Genomic DNA, 18,743 nt, shown 5'->3' on the forward strand with positions numbered 1-18,743 from the left:
AATTCTACGAATAAACCCCCTTAACGATGGGGAGGATTACCATTTTTGTGCCCTTGGGATGAAGACAAGACGGCAGACGCCGCGCCGAAATCGGCGGCGCGGGTGACAGCCGGGTAAAGCTCTCTCCGCCCTTATCTCTGGCGTCTGGCCGTGATCTGCTGTTCGGGCCGGCAGCGCGTCCTGACCTAGCATCCGCACAACAAGACAGCATGTGCATGCAACCGTGCCATCAGTCCGCGTCCCTGCCTGGTCCCTGGAAACCCGGGGGCGGCACGGCGTCTTCGGCATCGGGGTCGCGGCCCTGTACGCGGTCCAGCATTCGCATGATCGGTGTGACCGACAGGCCGTGCATGATGATGGACATCAGCACGACCAGTCCGACGATCGCCCAAAGACGCACCGCGTGCTGCAGATCATCGATGTGGTTCAGGCCATAGGCCAGGTAGTAGAACGACCCGATGCCCCGGATGCCGAAGAAGGCGATCGTCGTTTTTTCATGCCAAGGAGCGCTGATGCCCGTCATGCCTATCAGGGCGGTGATCGGGCGGATCACCAGCAGGATCACCAGGGCCGCCGCAATATCCATGGGGACCAGGGGCGACAGCAGCCCATTGACGATCGCGCCTCCGAACAGGAGCAGAAGCACCATCATCGAGATCCGTTCGATCTGTTCGATCAGGTCATGCATGGATTTATGGAAGTCGTGATCCCTGTGGGCCTGTCTGAAGGTCAGGGCGGTGACGAAGACCGACAGGAAGCCATAGGCGTGGAACACCTCGGTCAGGCCATAGGACACGAATATCGCCGACAGCGCGATCAGGCCGTCACCGGTCCTTACCAGACGGCTTTCCGCGGGGATGTGGAACGTGATCCATCCAAACAGCCGCCCGACCAGATAGCCGCCCAGGATGCCGACGCCGATCTCCCAAACGACATTGTAGGTCAGCCAGTCCAGGGCCCAAGGTTCGTGCGTCACGGACGCGGCCGCCAAGGCTATGGCCAGATGGACGAAGGGGAAAGCGGCGCCGTCGTTCACGCCAGCCTCGGATGTCAGGGCGAACCGGACCTCGTCCTCCTCGCCGGTCTTCGGGGGGCCGACCTGCACATCCGAGGCCAGGACCGGATCCGTCGGTGCCAGAACCGCCCCGAGAAGCAGCGCCATGGCCCATGGCAGGGCCAGCCATGTCCCCGCAAGGACAGCAATCAGCGCGATCCCCAAGGGTAGGGTCAGAAAGATCAGTCGCCAGGTGATCAGCCATGAACGCAGGGCCAGCACGCGATCGATCTTGAGGCCCGCGCCCATCAGCGCGATGATGACCACGAATTCGGCAAACCGTTCGGTGATTTCAGGGTGCTCCAGGGGCGATGGAGCGAACCGCAATCCGGGAATGGCACCCAGACCCATGCCAAGGCCGATACAGACGATCGGGAGGGACAGTGGAACACGGCGGAGAGCCAGGGGAAGCCAGGCGACGAGTGCAATCAGCAACCCCAGTCCCATCATCAGAAGGATGTACGGATCGGGTGGCCGGGTCAGGGTTTTCGAACATGTCATGCCTTTCGAAACCGCGCCGAAGGCAGGGTTCGATTGAGGGAGGTGAAGGGGAAAGGAAAGTCCGTTGGTCGGACGACGTATGGTGGTAAGACACCGCGATGTGTCCGGGCAGCCAACCGTGATGCTGCCGAAAGGTTCCTGAGTTACATATGCGGCTGAAGAGTTTGACGGATGACGGAACGGCTCCGACCTGGACGTCGACGACCCCGGACCCTGTGGGATCGCCCATCGACTGGGCAAGCGGCTGATGAGAAGTGGATGACGATGGATAGGGTTTTTTTGTTAGGACGTCCGAGACAAGCCGCGCGCCTTCATGCGGTGCGTCGATCAGTTTCACTTTTGAACGCGAAGGATCTCCCATGGCCAGACTGTCCGGAAAGACGGCGCTCGTGACAGGCGCGGCGCGCGGCATCGGTGCGGCCATCGCAACGGCCTTTGCCAACGAGGGCGCACATGTCGTTGTCACCGACATCGATAGGATCGGCGGCCATGCCGTGGCAGACGCGATTGGTGGGACATTCGGCCGGCTCGACGTCACCTCCGAAGCGGACTGGAGTACGATTGCCGAGCAGTTCCCGACGATGGATATCGTCGTCAACAACGCCGGGGTCACCGGGTTCGAGGGATCCGTCCCACCGGCGCATGATCCGGAAAATGCACGGCTTGCCGATTGGCGCGCCGTTCATGCCGTCAACCTGGACGGTACCTTCCTGGGCTGCCGCTACGCCATCCGCGCCATGAGGCCGAAAGGCGTGGGATCGATCATCAACATCTCCTCGCGCTCGGGGCTTGTCGGTATCCCGATGGCGGCGGCCTACGCGTCCTCCAAGGCCGCCGTTCGCAATCACACGAAAAGCGTGGCGCTGTACTGCGCGGGGCAGGGCCTGAACATCCGGTGCAACTCGATCCATCCCGCGGCGGTGATGACGCCGATGTGGGAGCTGATGCTGGGCAATGGCCCCGACCGCAGCAAGCGGGAGGCGGCAATGGTGGCCGACACGCCCCTGCGCCGCTTTGGGCAGGCCCGAGGAGGTGGCTGCGCTGGCGGTCATGCTGGCATCGGACGAGGCGGCCTACATGACCGGGGCTGAACTGACGATCGATGGGGGTATCCTGGCAGGTTCGGCCGCCGCGCCCGGACGTTAGGCCATAAGGGGGGGGCGAGCGCTGTAGGTTCACCGGCACTACCGACTGCAGGCAGTGGCGACCATACTCACGGGCAATCCCGAATGGCCGGCAAAGTATCGGTGATGTCCCAACTTTTGGGATGTCAGGCTAAGCCAGACGCAGTGGGTGGGCCGGATCGGGGTTCGGGAAGGTATTGCGCTTTCACGGCCTCATGAAGATCATCGCTCAGGAGAGAGATTGAGGCCCGGCACATGACCCGATCGCACATGCCAAGCCGACCACCACGGCTTGCAACCTTGCCTCTCGAAGCCTTCGCTCCCCCGGATGCCTGGATCATCGACGACGCGGATATGAGCAGTGCGGACCGTCTGCGACTGTATGTTGCAGCCGAAGAAATCGGTGACGCCCACACAGACTTCGTCAGGGACCCGGCTTCAGCCATTGTGCTGCCCTTCAGCCAACGCTCAGATGTGCTCTTTTTCCGTGTGAATGCGATCGTCCTGGCGGTCTGCACGAAGTGCGGCGCACTGGCAGGCGGCGTCAGCAATTACCATCCCATCGTGTTTCCCGCGCATCGGGGACTTGGCATCGGCCGCGACTTTCACCTCGTGGCAGATGAGAATGGCATGATCCTGTTCCAGCCTGAATACTTCTCCAGGGCAGGATACGCCGCCCGTTTGGCAGCCCATAAAGCGGCCGTTGTTCAGGCGATCAGAGAGGGTCGCGTTGTCCATCCGGAAAACCGCATGCGCTATCGCACTGCCTGGTAGTGGGCCGCTTCCCAAGGCATTGCCCTGTAGCTTGTGAAACTGACCCTGCTACAAAAATAACGTTAGACAGCGCGCCCTGTTAACCTTAAGCAGAAAATAATAATAAGAACTACCCCAGTAGTTGAGCGCACTTCGGCGGCAGAGATCGAGGGCACGAGCAGGACGACAAAGACGCACTGTCGATGACATGCGTGGGCTCCCGGGTAAGCTCCGGGAGCTGCTTCTTTTTTACAAAGAGGTTTGACGCGTTGAACCGTCGGCTGCCCGGCGCCCGCGTTATGCTGCATACCGTTATGATTCCTCAACAGGTAAAGGTGATTCTGTATTCAGGCCCATCATGGTGTAAGGCCGGTATCGTCGTGGCTTTTGCCCGGCAGATGTTTGAAACGCGAAGTGTCCATGCCCCTTCAGTCGAAACTCGCCTTAGGGCTGTCATGTCTGATCGCAACTGCGATTGCGGTCCTGACGCTGACGCCGGTACCAGCGCCGCCTTTGGGGTCAGTCGCGGGATCCGACAAGATCTACCACATGGTCGCGTTCGGGGTGCTTGCCTTTCCGATGGCCTATCTTCGGCCGCGTTGGCTGATGCTGGCTGTACCCGCCTATCTGGCGTTTGGCGGCTTGATTGAGATCCTTCAGCCATTCGTCGGGCGTGACCGCAGTCTTGGGGACTGGCTTGCGGACCTGATCGGTCTCGGGATTGGTGTGGTCATCGGCTTGGCCGCCGGACGGTTTGTACCCTTTGCACGGCCGCGCATGCGCCGGTAACCCCGACGGGGGCTTGGCGGAAAAGCCACAGTGTCACGCTACGCCGACGCGCCAACAGATCAATGCATTTGGGAACCATGGTGGTGCTGTCGTGCTTGCAACCACATGAACGATGATTTGCACAAGGCGCGCTTTGAACGGCTGGAACAGCTTTCCGGCAAACTGGATTCGGTGTTTCGAATCCCAGGCACACGGTTTCGGGTCGGATACGACGCGATCGCAGGTTTGGTGCCGGGGCTCGGTGACGCTGCGGCAATGCTGCCGGCGGCATGGATCGTCTTGGAAAGTTATCGCATGGGGCTGCCTAGGCACAAGCTTATAAGGCAGGGGATCAACGTTGCCGTGGACACGACATTTGGCAGCATCCCTCTTGTCGGAAGCGTCTTTGATGCTTGGTTCAAGTCCAACCTGCGCAACGTCGACATTCTGCGCTCGCATCTCAATCGCGATAGGCTTGCTGGGGTTGGGGCACCTTATGGCGACGAAAGATCATCCTAGAATCTCTCATGGGGGATCTATCGGGAGCCTGCTTGGTCAAGTCACGGAGTAGAAGTCCGTCGCAATCAATGCGACCGGTTCCCGGGAACGCTTTTCCGAGGTCATGCTCACCGCAGCTGTTTCGTTTTGGCTCTGATACTGAATCAATCTGGAGCCTCATTGGGACGCAGGTCGGTAATGGCCGGTCGTTTTTCTTTTCCGTTTTCATTCAGAAGCCATTGCCAGCCGCTTGATCCCCAACTGATACCTACTAATGCGCCAGCACCGTGACCTTGATCAGCATCCAGACCGCCATGGCGATCATCATCAGGTTCTCGGTCAGGGAGACGAACCCCAGGGGGACGTTGCTGTCGCCACCGACGCAGGCGCATTTGATGTCGCGCTTGTCGACATAGACGGCCTTCCAGACGGACACGGCGCCGATCGTGCCGATGAACAGGGCGACCGGAATGGACAGCCACATCAGCGCACCCGCGACCATCAGGACGCCCGCCAGTCCCTCGGCGAAGGGATAGACGTAGCCGTAACGGACCCACCGCTGCGCCAGCAGGTCATAGTTCAAGAACATCGTGGCAAAGCTGTCGACGTCCTTCAGCTTTTGCAGGGCCAGCAGACACATGGAAGAGGCCACGAACCACTCGGCCGCGGCAATGGTGATCAGCTGGCCGAACGCGGCCCAGCTGGTCGCAAGGGCCATCGCGGCGGCCATCGCGAACAGCGCGATCACGGGGCGGTAGGTGGTCGCCGACTTGTCGCGGACGGCCTTGCCGAGATGCCGCCTGAGGTCGTCATAGCCGCCGATCCGCCGACCGTCGATGAAGGTCTGCGGCGTGGTCCGGACGTCGTGTTGTTCCTTGAACGCGTCGACCTCGGCACGGGTGGTCAGGTGGTGGTCCTCGACGCCAAAGCCCTGGCGCCGCAGCAGGTCCAGCGATTTGAGGCCATAGGGGCACATGTGCTTGGCCATCACCATGCGGTGAACGGTGGCGGTTTTGGGGGTCGTCAGGGTCATGGTCAACCTCGATGGCTTGCAAAGATGCGGGTTTCGGACCCGGTCCACAGGATGACGTCATAGGGATCGCGCCGCCCGCCCATCTCCATGCCGGGCACCGCCAGACCGGCGGCCGGCGGACGCTGCGCGAGCAGGGCGCTGATGTCGGTGGCGGGCACATGCCCCTCGATCACATAACCGTCGATCAGGGCCGTGTGGCAGGAGCGCAGCGGCGCAGGCACGGCATGGCGATCCTTGACCCCCTGCATGTCATCGGTCGTAACCACCTCCACGGCAAAGCCGTGATCCCGCAGATGCGCGACCCACGCGCCGCAGCAGCCGCAATCGGGCGCGCGAAAGACCCGCGTGCGGACCGGCGCCTGACCGGACCATGCCATCGCCGGGCCGGCAAGAATGCCCGCCGCCAGCGCCGTCATGAACATGCGTCGATCCGTCACCCGCCGATCCTTTCCTTGAATCCCCGTTCGGGCCGCTCGCGGGGCAACGGATCGTCATCCGTGTCCAAGGTCTCCAACCGCTGCAGGATCGGACAGTTCGGACGCTCGTTTCCGGCGCAGGCATTCGCCAGTTCCTCCAGCGTGTCGGCCATGTCCTGCAGGTGCGCGATCTTGTGGCGCAGGTCCCGGACCCGCGCCTGCGCCAGCGCCTTGACGTCGGCGCTGCGCCGGTCCTTGTCGCGCCACAGGTCCAGCAGTTCGGTGATCTCGGCAACCGAGAAGCCTAGGTCGCGCGCGCGCGCGATAAAGCGCAGCATATGGACGTCGCGCGGTTCGTATTCGCGATAGCCCGAGGCCGTCCGGCTGGCTGTCGGGATCAGGCCGATCCGTTCATAGTATCGGATCATCTTGGCCGATACGCCCGAGCGGTTGGCGGCGTCTCCGATGTTCATGGCAGGGCTCCGTCATTGCTATGACAGGGATATGGGGCTTCCCATCATGGGAAGGTCAAGAGCGTGATGACGCCGTCCGCGCGGCATTGACCTTGCAACGATGGGAAGGATTATCTGAGATCGGGAAGAAGGAGAGCACTGCCATGAAAACGTTCGTCCCCATCCTGCTGACCGCCCTTGCCGTCGCCGCGCCGGGTCTTGCCCAGCAGACGATGGACCATTCCGCCCATGGCGACATGGCGCAGATGGACCATTCCGCCCATGGCGACATGGCGCAGATGGATCATTCCGCGCATGACGACATGGCGACGTCCGGGGCACGACCCGACGATACGCCGGCGACGACGGCCTATCGCGCAGCGATGGCCGAGATGCACGCGAACATGGACGTCGAATACACCAATGACGCGGACGTGGACTTCATGCGGGGGATGATCCCCCACCACCAGGGCGCCATCGACATGGCGCGCATCGTCCTTGAACACGGCCAAGACCCCAGGTGCGCGCCCTGGCCGAGGAGGTCATCGCGGCGCAGGAGGCCGAGATCGAGATGATGGAGGCCTGGCTGGCCGAACACGACAGCTGAACGATGACAGACAGCGCCAGGCAGGTGGTGCATGGCGCTGCGTCAGGCGGGCAGGGTGCCCGCCACGGGGCGCAGCAATCGCGCCGCGGGCCGGTCGAAGCTCTGGCGACCGGCCTTGAAGCCCATCAATGGTGCCGCGATAGTGGCCAGTCCATCCTCGGCCGTCGCGGCGTCCAGCACGATCAGGTCGGCGCGATCACCGACCGACAGCCCGTAATCGGCAAGCTGCAGGATGCGGGCCGGGCCCTCGGTGATCATCCGTAGGCAGGCCGCGAAATCGCCGGCGCCGAGGTGCATCACGTTGGCATAGAGATTGGCCATCCGCAGCAACGAGCAGTCGCCATAAGGCGTGAACGGGTTCATCACGTTGTTCGTCGCCACCGCGACCGTCACCCCTGCCAGCAGGTGCAGGGGCGCCACGCCGCGGGGCGCACGGTGACCCTGGTCCATGCCGTTCAGGTACAGGTCGGTGGCGGGCAGGGCGGTCACGGCGACCCGGGCCTGGGCCAGCATCGCGGCGTGATCGCGCAGGGCACCGTCGGTCATCACCGCCAGCTTGGTCACATGGCCCAGGTTCACGCGGCCCTGCCAGCCGTGGCGGATCGTCCGGTCGCAGATCGCCTTGATCTGGGACCCGTCGGGGTCCAGGTCGAAATCCAGGTGAAAGTCCAGATCGACGTCGTGCCGCACGGCCATCGCGAACAGGATGTCGATCTGCGCCAGCGGGTCGCTGTCGGTATAGGGGCAGCCGCCCAGAAGGTCGGCCCCCTGCGCCAGCGCCTGTTCCAAAAGCGCCTCGGTGCCGGGATCGTTGGTCAGGCCTTCCTGGGCAAAGGCGCAGACCTGCAGGTCCAGCGCAAAGGCATAGTCGTCCTTCAGGGCCAGCACTGCCGTCAGGCTGCGCAATCCGGCGCGGGGGTCGACCTCGACATGGGTGCGAATGTGCATGGTGCCCTGCCGGATCGCGGCCTCGATCACCTGCGCGCCGCGGCTGCGCACATCGTCGACGGTAAAGTCGCGCTTCAGCGCGCTGACCGCGGCCACGGCTGCCTGCACGCTGTCGGCCTGACCGCAGCGGCACAGCAAGCCGGCCTTGTCCAGGTGGATATGCGCCTCGACCAGCCCCGGCAGGACGGCGCGGTGTACGATGTCGCGGACCTCGCGCGACGGGCCAAGGTCACGGCCAAGGGCGGCGATGCGACCGCCGGCAATGCCGATATCTGCGGCACCCTGCGGCAGGCGGGCATTCTTCAGGATCAGATCCAGCATCGTTCTTGTGTCCCCGGCGACCTTCTGTATTCTGATAGTGTATGCACTTTACCCCGCCACAGACAAGCAGAGAGCGCGATGAACCAGAACACCGAAAAAGACCTGCAGGCGGTCAAGGACTATCTTGCGGCGTCGATGGCGCCCGATCCGGTGCTGGCCGCGACCTTCGTCGCGCCGGGCTTTACCTGCCGGTTTACGGGCGGGCGCGTCTTCGACACGCCGTCGGGGCCGACCGGTTTCAACGCCGCCCGCTATGCCTGGGTCAAGAAGCGGATCGAGCGGTACGACGTCGTGCCGGCGGGCGACCAGACGATCGTCTATAGCTTGGGCTATCTGCATGGCGCCTGGCCGGACGGCACGCCTTTCGACGGGAACCGCTATATCGACCGGTTCACGGTGCAGGATGGGCTGATCCTGGACACGGACGTCTGGAACGACAGCGCCGAATGGATCCTTGATCCCACCATCGCCAAGGGCTGATCAGCCCTTGGCATAGGGCTGCAGGATATTGACCAGATCGCGGCTGCGGCTGCGATCGCCCGACAGAAGGGCGCGGGCGGCCACGGCCTCCAGATGCTCGGCCATCAGGTCGGCGGCCTTGTCGGCGGGCCCCTTGGCGATCAGGTCGATCAGGGCCAGATGCTCGCTGATGGCGCAGTCCGACGAATGCGGGCGGGCCAGCGCAGACAGCGACAGGCCCGCGCGATAACAGATTTCAGTGACATAGCGGACCAGGATCGGCTTGCCGGTCATCTCGGCCAGGCGGATGTGGAACTCTGTTGCCAGCCGGATCGACGCGCCGTCGGGCCCGTGGCGCGCGTCATGTTCCTGGCGGACGATCTCCTTCAGGGCGGCGACCTGGTCGGGCGACAGGTGACCGGCCAGATGCTGCACGACCTGACGTTCCAGGGCCACGCGGATGTCGAAGATGTCGCGCGCATCGGCCGGCGTGGGCGCGGTCACGGTCGCGATGCGGTTGCGGCGCAGATCGACCAGGCCTTCGGCGGCCAGCTGCCCCAGTGCATGGCGCGCGATGGTGCGGCTGACGCCGAAGCTTTCGCCAAGGGCATCCTCGGGCAGGCGGTCGCCGGGCATCAGCGCCCCTTCGATGATGGCCCGACGGATGCCCTGGCAGATCGCGGCCATGCGGTCGCCGCCGACGGAACGCGCCCCCGCCGTCATGCGACCGCCTGCCGATCGGGCATGTGGCCCGGAACTGAGGAAAGTTTCGGCATCGACCATCCGGCCACCATTTTCCAGCGCCCCGCGGTTTGCGTGGCTGGGCACCGGCGGGCTAAGGATTCGGTATAAAGTGTATGCACTTTTGTCATGCACCTTTGACAGGGGAACCTCATGAACCCGGATCTTGCACAGATCGCGCCGGAACGAAAGCGACCAGCGGTTCAGCTGTCGCGGGCATCGGTCGCCTTCGGACAGGGCGCAGAGCGCGTCCAGGCGCTGCAACCGACAGACCTGCACCTGGACGAGGGCGAATTCCTGGCGCTTGTCGGGCCGTCCGGCTGCGGCAAGTCGACGATCCTCAAGCTGGTCGGCGGCCTGACCCGCCCGTCCGGCGGAGAGATCATCGTGGGCGGACGCGAGGTCGCGGCCCGCGCCCTGCGCGTCGGAATGGCGTTCCAGAATCCGACCCTGCTGCCATGGCTGACGATCGAACAGAACGTCATGCTGCCGCTGAAGATCGTGCGCCCGTTCAGACAGGATTACGCCCGCAAGAAGCGGGGCGAGTACCGCGACAGGGTCCACGCGCTGCTGGCCGATGTGGGCCTGGAAAAGTTCGCCGGTCATTACCCCTGGCAGCTGTCGGGCGGCATGCTGCAGCGGGCCAACCTGTGCCGCGCGCTGATCCACGAACCCAGCCTGCTGCTGCTGGACGAGCCGTTCGGCGCGCTGGACCAGTTCACCCGAGAGGAGCTGTGGGGCACGATGCAGGATCTGTGGATCAAGCGTCGCCCCACCGTGATCCTGGTCACGCATGACCTTAAGGAAGCCGGCTTTCTGGGCACGCGGATCTGCGTGATGAGCGCGCGCCCCGGCCGCATCATCGACGACAGCCCCGTCACCTTTCCCCGCCCGCGCACGGTCGAGATGACCTTTCAGCCCGATTTCGTGGCCCTGAACCAGCGCCTGCGCGAACGCATCATCGATGCCCGCGGCGAATCCGCCCGAAAGGTCGCGTCATGAACTATGCCATCCGTCACCGCATGTGGTCCGCCGCGCTGATCGTCGCCTTCTTCCTAGGGTGGGAGGTTCTGTGCCTGGCCCTGAACGTGTCCGACCTGGTCGTGCCGCGCCCGTCGCAGGTGATGGCAACGTTGGTCGCGCGCTTTCCGGTCCTGTGGCCGCACATCATCCAGACGCTGTGGACGACCATGATCGGCTTTGGCCTTGGCGTGGCGGTGGGCGTCGTGATCGGCGCGCTGATCGGCACGTCGCGGGTGGCCTATGACACGGCCTATCCGCTGCTGATCGGGTTCTCGTCCATCCCCAAGGTCGCGGTCGTCCCGATCTTCGTGCTGTGGTTCGGGGCGGGGCCGGTGCCTGCGGTCCTGACCGCGCTGGCCATGTGCTTCTTTCCCATCGTGGTCAACATCGCCACCGGCCTGGCCACGACCGAGCCCGAGATGGAGGACGTGCTGAAATCCCTGGGCGCCGGCAAGATGGACCTGCTGCTGAACGTGGGCCTGCCGCGCACCATGCCGTTCTTCTTCGCCTCGCTGAAGATCGCGGCCACCTATGCCTTTGTCGGCACCGTGCTGGCCGAGACTGTCGCCTCGAACAAGGGCATCGGCAACGTGATGATGAGCGCATCGTCGAATTTCGACGTGCCGCTGGTCTTTGCCGGCCTGTTCATCCTGGCCTTCCTGGGGGTCGCCCTCTACGTCCTGTTCTCGGTCATCGAGGGCCGCGTCGTGGGCTGGGCGAACCGCCGCACCGACCTGTCCCCCTCCTGATCCGAAAGGTATCCCGATGCTGAAATCGCTGCTTGCCGCCGCATCCCTGATCGCGATGGCCGCCCCCGCGCTGGCCCAGACCGACATCCGCTTCACCCTGGGCTGGAAGACGCAGGGGTCGGATGCGCCCATCCTGCTGGCCCAGCAGAAGGGCTATTTCGAGGAGGAGGGCCTGAACGTCACCATCGACCAGGGCGAGGGGTCCGCCGCCACCGTCACCCGGATCATGTCGGGCACCTATGACGCGGGCTTCGGTGACATCAACGCCATCATCCAGAACGCCGCCGAACGCCCCGACCAGACCCCGGTCATGGTCTATCAGCTGTGGAACGATCCGCCCTTCACGGTCGTGACCCGCAAGGAAAGCGGCATCACGACCCCTGCCGATCTGGCGGGCAAGACCCTGGGCGGCGCGCCCGGGACGCCCACGACCAAACTGCTTCCGGTCTTTGCGCGCATGAACGACGTCGACCTGGACAGCATCACCATCGAAAGCCTGGCGCCGAACCTGACAGAACCCATGCTGATCCGCGGCGACATCGACGGGGCGATGGTGTTCAACATCACGGCCTGGTTCAACCTGATCAACAACCGCCAGGACCCCGCGGCCGATTTCAACTGGCTAAACTACGGCGATCACGGCCTGGACCTCTATGCCAACGGGGTCATGGTCTCTCAGGCGATGATCGCCGACAACCCCGAGGCCGTGACCGGCCTGGTCCGTGCGATCAACCGCGCCGCGGTCGAGATCGCCCAGGACCACGAGGCAGGTGTCGATGCTGTCCTGGCCTTTGACAACCTGGCCAATCGCGACCTCGAGATGGCGCGAATGATGTTTTCGTACGAGAACCTGATCGCCTCGGACGAGGTGACGCGGATCGGTCTGGGCGATCTGGATGACGACCGCCTGTCGCGCGCCATCGACATCGTCGCCGAGGGCTATCAGCTGCAGACCACGCCCAAAGCCGGGCAGGTCTTCGACCGCAGCTTCCTGCCGCCGCTGGACGACCGCCAGCTGGTCCTGGCCGACTGATGGCGGCCGCCGCGATGCAGCCGATGGCCACCAGCCCGCACCCACTGGCGACACTTGCCGGGGCGGACGTCCTGCAGCGCGGCGGCACCGCGGCCGAGGCCGCCGTGGCGATGGGCGCGGTCCTGGCCGTGGTCATGCCGCATTTCTGCGGGCTGGGCGGCGATGCGGTCTGGCTTATGGCCGACCGCGACGGTTGGGCGACGACGCTGATGGGGCATCGGCCAGGCGCCGGGCGTCCTGCCGGACCTGCCCGACGCGTTGCCCCTGCGGGGGCCGGGGTCGATGCTGACGACCGCCTGCGCCGTCGACAGCTGGGACCATGCCTTGCGCCTGTCGGGGTCCCGATGGGGCGGGACGATGACGCCGGGGGCGCTGCTGGCGCCTGCGCTGACCCTTGCGCGCGACGGGTTTCGGCCCAGTGACAGCCAACGATTCTGGCTGGACTTTCGCGCCGCGGACTGGCCGGACTGGCCGGGCTTTGCGGCCCAGTTCGCCGCTGCCGGAAACGACCTGCTGCGCCAGCCGCAACTGGCCGAGATCCTGTCCCTGATGGTCCGGGACGGGTTGCGCAGCTTCTATCAGGGACCGGCGGCGCAGCGGATCGCCCAGGGCCTGGCCCAGGCGGGCGCGCCGCTGACCGCCGCCGACCTTGCCGCGACGCACAGCCGGGCGGCGCAACCGCTGTCCCAGCCCTATCGCGACCTGATGCTGCTGGCGCCGCCGCCGCCCACGCAGGGGGTGACCACGCTGGCCATCATGGGCATCCTCGACCGGCTGCGGATCCCCCGCGACCCCGCAATGCGGACCCATCTGCTGGTCGAGGCGGTCAAGCAGGCCTTCCTGGACCGCGGGCGTATCGCCGACCCGGACCACGCAGGGGACGACATATCGGCGCTGCTGTCCCCGGATCGGCTGGACGCCAAGGCGGGTGCGATCCGGGCGGATCGTGCACTGGCCTGGCCGCACAGGGTCCGGCATGGGGATACGGTGTTCTTCGCCGCGACAGACAGGCAGGGGCGCTGCGCATCGGTCCTGCAGAGCACCTATTTCGACTGGGGCAGCGGTTGCGTCATCGGCGATACCGGGATCATCTGGCACAATCGTGGCGCAAGCTTTGCCACCGATCCGACCCACCCGAATGTCATCGCCCCCGGAAAGCGGCCCTTCTATACGCTGAACCCCGGCATCGCGCTGAAGGATGGCCGGCCGCATCTCCTCTATGGCACGCAGGGCGCGGATGGCCAGCCGCAGACACTGGCCGTCGTGCTGAGCGGCTTGATCGATCTGGGGCTGTCGCCCGAGGCAGCCTTGGCGCAGCCGCGCTTTCTTCTGGGGCGGACCTTTTCGGACAGCCGCGACAGCTTCAAGGTCGAGGCCTCCCTGGGCGACGCGGCGATCACCTCCCTGGCCGCAATGGGGCATGAGACGGCCGAACTGCCGGCCCTATCTCCGATCTTCGGCTGCGCAGGCGCGATCCGCATCGACGCGACGGGCTGTTCTGGCGCGCATGATCCCCGGGGCGAGGGGCTGGCCCTCTGACGCCGCCATCGGCCGCGTCGTGGGGGATCAGCCGCCGCCGATGTGGGGTGCCCGGTATCGGTGGAACGCCGTGCCGGTCCCGGCCATGGGCCGTACACCATGTCCGCATGACGGATCACCCTCGCCAAGATGACGATGCTGTGCCAGCCTTGCCCGAATGAGACCTGCCTTCACCCTTCTTGTCAGACGCACCCTGCGCCGATGGCGCCGCGACTTGTATCCGGTCCTGCGCATTGCGGCCCACCGGGCCCTGCGACAGGTGCAGTTCTGGGTGCTGGCGCTGCTGATCGGCATCGCGGCGGGATTTGCGGCGCTTGGGTTCAGGCTGGGTATCTCGGGGGTTCAGACGGCCCTCTACGGCGCCGACGACCTGACGCTGGCCAGCGTCGCGCGCGACCTGCCTTGGGCCTGGGTGCTGGTGGTGCCGGTCCTGGGCGGACTTGTCGTCGGGCTGATCCTGGATCGCTTTACCCCAGACGGGCGGGTGCGCGCCGTGTCCGACGTGATCGAGGGCGCGGCGCTGGACGGGGGCCGGGTCGAGGTCCGCGAGGGTCTGGCATCGGCCGCGGCCTCGCTGATCACGCTGGGCACCGGCGGCAGTTCCGGGCGCGAGGGGCCCGTCGTGCATCTGGCCGGCGTCGTCTCGACCGCGGTCGCGCGGCGCATCAAGGCCAGCCCGGTGACCGGCAGGGAGCTGTTGGGATGCGCCGTTGCGGGTGCGGTCGCCGCCAGCTTCAACGCGCCCATCGCCGGGGCGCTTTTCGCGCATGAGGTCGTGCTGCGGCATTTCGCGACGCGCGCCTTTGCCCCGATCGCGATCGCCGCGGTGGCGGGCACGGTCATCAACCGGCTGCAGTTCGGCGGCCTGACCGAATTCATGCTGCCGGTCGAGCCTGACCTGGCCTTCCATATCGAACTGCCCGCCTTCATGGTTCTGGGCCTTGTCTGCGCGCTGGTCGCGGCGGCGATGATGGGCGGGATCTTTCGCGCTGACAGCCTGGCGACGCGGGCGATGGCGCGGATCGGCTGGCCGCGCTGGTCCCGGCCCGCGCTGGCGGGGCTTGCCCTTGGCGTGATCGCCATCCCCTTTCCGCACATCATCGGCGTGGGCTATGAAACCACCGCCGCGGCGCTGTCCGGCCAGATCGGCCTGGGGCAGGCGGTCATGTTCGCGGTCGTCAAGGCGTTGGCGGTCGCGATCACGCTGGGCGGGCGCATGGGGGGCGGGGTGTTCTCGCCCGCGCTGGTCATGGGGTCGCTGACCGGCCTGGCGTTCGGGATCATCGCCACGACCCTTGCGCCCGGCTACTCCGGCAGCGTCAACGTCTATGCCTTTGCCGGCATGGCCGCGGTCGGCGCGGCGGTCCTGGGCGCCCCCATCTCGACCGCGCTGATCGTGTTCGAAATGACCGGAGACTGGCAGACGGGCATCGCGGTGATGACCTCGGTCTCCCTCAGTTCGGCCCTGGCGTCGACCCTGGTCAGGCGGTCGTTCTTCCTGACCCAGCTGGAAAGGCGGGGCATCCATCTCTCCGAAGGGCCGCAGGCCTGGCTGCCCCATCAGCTGCGCGTCACGCCGGTCATCCGCGCGCTGGACGCCCCGGATGCCCCGGCCGAGGATCTGGTCCGTGCCATGGCGGAACGCGGTCCGACCGTGGCCCCGACCACCACCCTGGCCGAGGCCCTGCCGCTGTTCGAACGAAGCGGCGCGGTGTTTCTGGCCGTGACGGCCTGCGACGGCCCGGACGACCCCCTGCGCCTGATCGGCAGCGTCCATCACGTCGACGTCCTGCGCGCCCTGAACCAGGCCCTGGAACAGACCGCCGCCGAAGAGCACGGCTGACACCGCGGCGGCCCCATGCCCGCGGTGCCTGTCACCGTGGCCGGCGGGTCATTGACGCCGGTCCGGGGCGGGCCCAGAAATGGACGCGAACCAGCGGAGGGCGGGGCGATCTGCAACCTTTACAACCACACGACGCCGCAGGAGGCGCTGGTCCGGTTGATCGACGGGCTGACGGACCGGTCGGGAAACCTGGCGCCGGGCAGCGTCTATCCCGACCAGATGGCGCCGATCATCCGGAACGGCGCGGACGGGCCGGAACTGGTCAAGGCGCGGTGGGGCATGCCGTCGCCGCGCTTTGCGCTGAAGACGGAACGCGACCCGGGCGTCACGAATGTCCGCAACCTGGAGTCCCCCCATTGGCGGCGCTGGCTTGGCCGCGAGCATCGCTGTCTGGTGCCGCTGACCAGCTTTTCCGAACCGCGCGGCAAGGGCAAGGGCGTGCAGTGGTTCGCACCCGCCGACCCGGGCGCGACCCTGTTCTTCGCCGGGATCGAGACGCGTGGCTGGCGATCGGTCCGCAAGGTCAAGGACGGAGAGACGGTCGACGACCTCTATGCCTTTCTGACCTGTCCTCCGAACGCCGAGGTCGCGCCGATCCATCCCAAGGCGATGCCGGTGATCCTGACGCGCCCCCAGGAATGGCACGCCTGGCTGGACGGCATACCGGCAACTGAGCTGCAGCGGCCGCTGCCCGACGGGGCACTGACGCTGGTCGAGGCGCCGGTGTGATGCCCGGGGGCCATCCCGGGTCAGGCGTCGCGCGGGTCCGTCCGTGGCGCAACGGACCGCCAGCCTTGGAAAGGAACGATGGGACATGCATGTGGACCTGACGCGTTGGTCACCGCCCCCGGCCCCCGCGCGGGCGCCGATCATCGGACGATACGTGCGGCTGGAACCGCTGCAGGCCGGTCATGCAGGGACGCTGTACGCTGCCGCATCCGCGGACGGGGCCGATGACCGCTTTCGCTGGCTTTTCGAGCATCCGCCCCAGGATCGTGGCGCCTTTGCGGATTGGGTCGACCATGCATCGACATCGCCAGACCCGATGTTCTTTGCGGTGGTCGATGCCGCCACGGGCCGCGCCGAGGGTCGTCAGGCGCTGATGCGGATCGACCGCACCCGTGGCGTGATCGAGATTGGCAGCATCATGTGGGGCCCCGCCCTGCAGCGCAGCCGCATGGCGACCGAGGCGCTGTTCCTGTTCGCTGACCACGTCTTTGCGTTGGGCTATCGGCGGTTCGAATGGAAATGCAACGACCTGAACGCGCCCTCGAAACGGGCCGCCCTGCGTTTCGGTTTTCGGCCCGAGGGGGTCTTTCGGCAGCACATGGTCGTCAAGGGGACCAACCGCGACACGGCCTGGTTCGCGATGACCGATCAAGACTGGCAGGAACTGCGGCCCGGCTATCTGGCGTGGCTGGCGCCCGACAATTTCGACGCCGATGGTGGGCAGCGATCCACGCTTGGGGCCTGTCTGCGCGGCTGTGCATGACGGATGCATCCCGCGCCGCCGGGCGCGGGGTGCAAGGATCGCCGGCCGGCGATCAGATCTTGTCGCGCCCCGTGGCCACGATGCAGATCAACGAGATCACGGCGGCGCCCAGCAGATAGTATCCGACCTGCGCCATGCCATAGTTCATCTGCAGCCAGGTTGCTGCATAAGGTGCCAGCGACGCACCGAAGATGCCGGCAAAATTGAACGTCAGCGATGACCCGGTATAGCGGACCTGGGCCGGGAAGGGCGCGGCCAGCGCCGCCCCGATGACCCCATAGGTCAGGCCCATCAGCATCAGGCTGATCGTGACGAACAGATAGACGCTGGCCTCGTTCTGGGCGCTGCCCTGCATCAGCGACCCGAAGGACAGGGCAAAGGCCCCGATCAGGATGGTCACGATGATCAAGAAGCCATAGCGCCCGGTGCGATCCGCGATCTTGCCGGCAAAGGGGATCGTCAGGCCGAAGACGACCGATCCATAGATCTGGATCAGCAAGGCATCCTTGAACGGGATCCCCAGGACCTTGACGTTGTAGGACAGCAGCCACGCCGTCGCCAGATAGAACAGCACGAAGGTCGCGAGCGCCGCGAAGGTGCCCAGGAACACGCTCAGCTTGTGATGGCGGAACAGTTCGGCCAAGGGGACGGACACGCGCTTGTCCTTTTTCACGGCCTCGGCGAATTCGGGGGTCTCGGTGATGGACAGGCGGATCCACAGGCCGATCCCGACCAGCAGGATCGACGACAGGAACGGCAGCCGCCAGCCCCAGGCCAGCAGCTCGTCCTGGGTGATGAAGTGCAGCAGCACCCAGAAGAACCCCGACGACAGCAGAAGACCGACGGGCGCGCCCAGTTGCGGGAACATCCCGTACCAGCTGCGCTTGCCCTCGGGTGCGTTCTCGGTCGCCAGCAGCACGGCCCCGCCCCATTCGCCGCCCAGGCCGAAGCCCTGGCCGAACCGGCACAGCGCCAGCAGCAGCGGCGCCCAGACGCCGATCTGGTCATAGGTCGGCAGCAGACCGATGGTGACGGTCGACACCCCCATCGTCAGAAGCGCGGCGACAAGCGTGGCCTTGCGCCCGATGCGGTCGCCGTAATGGCCGAAGACGATGGCCCCCAACGGCCGCGCGAAGAACGCGATCGAGAAGGTCGCGAAGGACGCCAGCAGCGCCGTGGTCGGGTCCGATCCCGGAAAGAACAGCGACGGAAAGATCAGCACCGCGGCCGTCGCATAGATGTAGAAGTCGAAGAATTCGATCGTCGTGCCGATGAGGCTGGCCGTCAGGACCTGGGCGGGCGAATTGGCGGGGGCCGCGCCGGCGGGCGGGGCGGATGGTCGGGTGGATGTCATGGCGGGTCCATAGGGCGCATGATTTCAGAGGATCT

21 protein-coding genes and 2 pseudogenes are annotated in these 18,743 nt (G+C 65.7%); 16 read left to right on the plus strand and 7 right to left on the minus strand.

Annotation, left to right across the window (positions count from 1 at the left end; genetic code table 11):
* Window positions 1-229 precede the first annotated feature (229 nt).
* Window positions 230-1,555 (minus strand): sodium:proton antiporter, encoded by a 1,326-nt coding sequence (locus F1642_RS01850; protein WP_194885316.1) that lies wholly within the window; start codon window positions 1,553-1,555, stop codon window positions 230-232.
* A gap of 359 nt (window positions 1,556-1,914) precedes the next feature.
* Between F1642_RS01850 and F1642_RS01855 the strand changes: the two are divergent.
* The 5 genes and pseudogenes from F1642_RS01855 to F1642_RS01870 all read left to right on the plus strand — a co-directional run.
* Window positions 1,915-2,472 (plus strand): annotated as a pseudogene (locus tag F1642_RS01855) (SDR family NAD(P)-dependent oxidoreductase); the annotation flags it as partial.
* 37 nt (window positions 2,473-2,509) lie between these two features.
* Window positions 2,510-2,701 carry an SDR family oxidoreductase gene (locus tag F1642_RS15210; protein WP_255522041.1) on the plus strand — a complete coding sequence of 64 codons (192 nt, stop codon included), beginning with the start codon at window positions 2,510-2,512 and terminating at the stop codon, window positions 2,699-2,701.
* 233 nt (window positions 2,702-2,934) lie between these two features.
* Window positions 2,935-3,453: a hypothetical protein gene (locus tag F1642_RS01860; RefSeq protein WP_194885317.1), complete on the plus strand. Its 519-nt coding sequence runs from the start codon at window positions 2,935-2,937 to the stop codon at window positions 3,451-3,453.
* Between the two features lie 399 nt (window positions 3,454-3,852).
* Window positions 3,853-4,221, plus strand: a complete 369-nt coding sequence (locus F1642_RS01865) for a VanZ family protein (protein WP_194885318.1) — start codon at window positions 3,853-3,855, stop codon at window positions 4,219-4,221.
* A 105-nt stretch (window positions 4,222-4,326) separates the two neighbouring features.
* Window positions 4,327-4,719: a DUF4112 domain-containing protein gene (locus tag F1642_RS01870; RefSeq protein ID WP_194885319.1), complete on the plus strand. Its 393-nt coding sequence runs from the start codon at window positions 4,327-4,329 to the stop codon at window positions 4,717-4,719.
* A 250-nt stretch (window positions 4,720-4,969) separates the two neighbouring features.
* On the opposite strand, the gene F1642_RS01875 is transcribed toward F1642_RS01870, so the two are convergent.
* From F1642_RS01875 to cueR, 3 genes are read right to left on the minus strand one after another with little or no spacing between them, the layout of a single operon-like run.
* Window positions 4,970-5,731, minus strand: coding sequence for a MauE/DoxX family redox-associated membrane protein (locus F1642_RS01875; protein WP_206692636.1), 762 nt, complete (start codon window positions 5,729-5,731; stop codon window positions 4,970-4,972).
* Between the two features lie 2 nt (window positions 5,732-5,733).
* Window positions 5,734-6,168, minus strand: coding sequence for a DUF411 domain-containing protein (locus F1642_RS01880; protein WP_370582743.1), 435 nt, complete (start codon window positions 6,166-6,168; stop codon window positions 5,734-5,736).
* Window positions 6,165-6,620 carry a Cu(I)-responsive transcriptional regulator gene (cueR, locus tag F1642_RS01885; RefSeq protein ID WP_194885320.1) on the minus strand — a complete coding sequence of 152 codons (456 nt, stop codon included), beginning with the start codon at window positions 6,618-6,620 and terminating at the stop codon, window positions 6,165-6,167. Before cueR ends, F1642_RS01880 begins: the two co-directional genes overlap by 4 nt.
* Window positions 6,621-6,922: 302 nt before the next feature.
* Here cueR and F1642_RS16240 point away from each other — a divergent pair.
* A pseudogene (locus F1642_RS16240) lies at window positions 6,923-7,060 on the plus strand (DUF305 domain-containing protein); the annotation flags it as partial.
* 59 nt (window positions 7,061-7,119) lie between these two features.
* On the plus strand, window positions 7,120-7,206 hold the full coding sequence (locus F1642_RS16245; protein ID WP_370582763.1) for a hypothetical protein: 87 nt from the start codon (window positions 7,120-7,122) through the stop codon (window positions 7,204-7,206).
* 42 nt (window positions 7,207-7,248) lie between these two features.
* On the opposite strand, the gene F1642_RS01895 is transcribed toward F1642_RS16245, so the two are convergent.
* Window positions 7,249-8,475 (minus strand): amidohydrolase family protein, encoded by a 1,227-nt coding sequence (locus tag F1642_RS01895; protein ID WP_194885321.1) that lies wholly within the window; start codon window positions 8,473-8,475, stop codon window positions 7,249-7,251.
* A gap of 78 nt (window positions 8,476-8,553) precedes the next feature.
* On the opposite strand from F1642_RS01895, the gene F1642_RS01900 reads away from it, so the two are divergent.
* Window positions 8,554-8,955: a nuclear transport factor 2 family protein gene (locus F1642_RS01900; protein ID WP_194885322.1), complete on the plus strand. Its 402-nt coding sequence runs from the start codon at window positions 8,554-8,556 to the stop codon at window positions 8,953-8,955.
* Here F1642_RS01900 and F1642_RS01905 read toward each other — a convergent pair whose 3' ends face one another.
* Entirely contained in the window at window positions 8,956-9,657 is a 702-nt protein-coding gene (locus F1642_RS01905) for a GntR family transcriptional regulator (protein ID WP_139597418.1), read from the minus strand.
* 171 nt (window positions 9,658-9,828) lie between these two features.
* On the opposite strand from F1642_RS01905, the gene F1642_RS01910 reads away from it, so the two are divergent.
* The 8 genes from F1642_RS01910 (at window position 9,829) to F1642_RS01940 (ending at window position 17,354) form a co-directional block, all read left to right on the plus strand.
* The gene (locus tag F1642_RS01910) at window positions 9,829-10,677 is read left to right on the plus strand and encodes an ABC transporter ATP-binding protein (protein WP_045999468.1); all 849 of its coding nucleotides are present in this window, start codon (window positions 9,829-9,831) and stop codon (window positions 10,675-10,677) included.
* Window positions 10,674-11,447 carry an ABC transporter permease gene (locus F1642_RS01915; protein ID WP_194885323.1) on the plus strand — a complete coding sequence of 258 codons (774 nt, stop codon included), beginning with the start codon at window positions 10,674-10,676 and terminating at the stop codon, window positions 11,445-11,447. The genes F1642_RS01910 and F1642_RS01915 overlap by 4 nt, the downstream gene beginning before the upstream one ends.
* 16 nt (window positions 11,448-11,463) lie before the next feature.
* The gene (locus tag F1642_RS01920) at window positions 11,464-12,480 is read left to right on the plus strand and encodes an ABC transporter substrate-binding protein (protein WP_194885324.1); all 1,017 of its coding nucleotides are present in this window, start codon (window positions 11,464-11,466) and stop codon (window positions 12,478-12,480) included.
* Window positions 12,480-12,902, plus strand: coding sequence for a gamma-glutamyltransferase (locus F1642_RS14950; protein ID WP_206692637.1), 423 nt, complete (start codon window positions 12,480-12,482; stop codon window positions 12,900-12,902). The genes F1642_RS01920 and F1642_RS14950 overlap by 1 nt, the downstream gene beginning before the upstream one ends.
* Window positions 12,805-14,019: a gamma-glutamyltransferase family protein gene (locus F1642_RS01925; RefSeq protein WP_255522093.1), complete on the plus strand. Its 1,215-nt coding sequence runs from the start codon at window positions 12,805-12,807 to the stop codon at window positions 14,017-14,019. The genes F1642_RS14950 and F1642_RS01925 overlap by 98 nt, the downstream gene beginning before the upstream one ends.
* 157 nt (window positions 14,020-14,176) lie before the next feature.
* The gene (locus F1642_RS01930; protein ID WP_194885325.1) at window positions 14,177-15,862 is read left to right on the plus strand and encodes a chloride channel protein; all 1,686 of its coding nucleotides are present in this window, start codon (window positions 14,177-14,179) and stop codon (window positions 15,860-15,862) included.
* Window positions 15,863-15,877: 15 nt separating this feature from the next.
* Complete coding sequence (locus F1642_RS01935) at window positions 15,878-16,591, plus strand: SOS response-associated peptidase (RefSeq protein ID WP_206692639.1); 714 nt, start codon at window positions 15,878-15,880, stop codon at window positions 16,589-16,591.
* An 85-nt stretch (window positions 16,592-16,676) separates the two neighbouring features.
* Entirely contained in the window at window positions 16,677-17,354 is a 678-nt protein-coding gene (locus tag F1642_RS01940; protein WP_194885326.1) for a GNAT family N-acetyltransferase, read from the plus strand.
* A 52-nt stretch (window positions 17,355-17,406) separates the two neighbouring features.
* On the opposite strand, the gene F1642_RS01945 is transcribed toward F1642_RS01940, so the two are convergent.
* The gene (locus F1642_RS01945; RefSeq protein ID WP_148911832.1) at window positions 17,407-18,708 is read right to left on the minus strand and encodes an MFS transporter; all 1,302 of its coding nucleotides are present in this window, start codon (window positions 18,706-18,708) and stop codon (window positions 17,407-17,409) included.
* Between the last annotated feature and the right edge of the window lie 35 nt (window positions 18,709-18,743).

The organism is Paracoccus sp. NBH48 (assembly GCF_015390265.1).
Taxonomy (GTDB): domain Bacteria; phylum Pseudomonadota; class Alphaproteobacteria; order Rhodobacterales; family Rhodobacteraceae; genus Paracoccus; species Paracoccus marcusii.

What these genes read in the sequence shown, in the direction of transcription:
- F1642_RS01850 (WP_194885316.1), bottom strand. Translation starts at nt 1,555, where the DNA reads ATGACATGTTCGAAAACCCTGACCCGGCCACCCGATCCGTACATCCTT.
- F1642_RS15210 (WP_255522041.1), top strand. Translation starts at nt 2,510, where the DNA reads ATGGCCCCGACCGCAGCAAGCGGGAGGCGGCAATGGTGGCCGACACGC.
- F1642_RS01860 (WP_194885317.1), top strand. Translation starts at nt 2,935, where the DNA reads ATGACCCGATCGCACATGCCAAGCCGACCACCACGGCTTGCAACCTTG.
- F1642_RS01865 (WP_194885318.1), top strand. Translation starts at nt 3,853, where the DNA reads ATGCCCCTTCAGTCGAAACTCGCCTTAGGGCTGTCATGTCTGATCGCA.
- F1642_RS01870 (WP_194885319.1), top strand. Translation starts at nt 4,327, where the DNA reads ATGAACGATGATTTGCACAAGGCGCGCTTTGAACGGCTGGAACAGCTT.
- F1642_RS01875 (WP_206692636.1), bottom strand. Translation starts at nt 5,731, where the DNA reads ATGACCCTGACGACCCCCAAAACCGCCACCGTTCACCGCATGGTGATG.
- cueR (WP_194885320.1), bottom strand. Translation starts at nt 6,620, where the DNA reads ATGAACATCGGAGACGCCGCCAACCGCTCGGGCGTATCGGCCAAGATG.
- F1642_RS01895 (WP_194885321.1), bottom strand. Translation starts at nt 8,475, where the DNA reads ATGCTGGATCTGATCCTGAAGAATGCCCGCCTGCCGCAGGGTGCCGCA.
- F1642_RS01900 (WP_194885322.1), top strand. Translation starts at nt 8,554, where the DNA reads ATGAACCAGAACACCGAAAAAGACCTGCAGGCGGTCAAGGACTATCTT.
- F1642_RS01905 (WP_139597418.1), bottom strand. Translation starts at nt 9,657, where the DNA reads ATGACGGCGGGGGCGCGTTCCGTCGGCGGCGACCGCATGGCCGCGATC.
- F1642_RS01910 (WP_045999468.1), top strand. Translation starts at nt 9,829, where the DNA reads ATGAACCCGGATCTTGCACAGATCGCGCCGGAACGAAAGCGACCAGCG.
- F1642_RS01915 (WP_194885323.1), top strand. Translation starts at nt 10,674, where the DNA reads ATGAACTATGCCATCCGTCACCGCATGTGGTCCGCCGCGCTGATCGTC.
- F1642_RS01920 (WP_194885324.1), top strand. Translation starts at nt 11,464, where the DNA reads ATGCTGAAATCGCTGCTTGCCGCCGCATCCCTGATCGCGATGGCCGCC.
- F1642_RS14950 (WP_206692637.1), top strand. Translation starts at nt 12,480, where the DNA reads ATGGCGGCCGCCGCGATGCAGCCGATGGCCACCAGCCCGCACCCACTG.
- F1642_RS01930 (WP_194885325.1), top strand. Translation starts at nt 14,177, where the DNA reads ATGAGACCTGCCTTCACCCTTCTTGTCAGACGCACCCTGCGCCGATGG.
- F1642_RS01935 (WP_206692639.1), top strand. Translation starts at nt 15,878, where the DNA reads ATGCCCGCGGTGCCTGTCACCGTGGCCGGCGGGTCATTGACGCCGGTC.
- F1642_RS01940 (WP_194885326.1), top strand. Translation starts at nt 16,677, where the DNA reads ATGCATGTGGACCTGACGCGTTGGTCACCGCCCCCGGCCCCCGCGCGG.
- F1642_RS01945 (WP_148911832.1), bottom strand. Translation starts at nt 18,708, where the DNA reads ATGACATCCACCCGACCATCCGCCCCGCCCGCCGGCGCGGCCCCCGCC.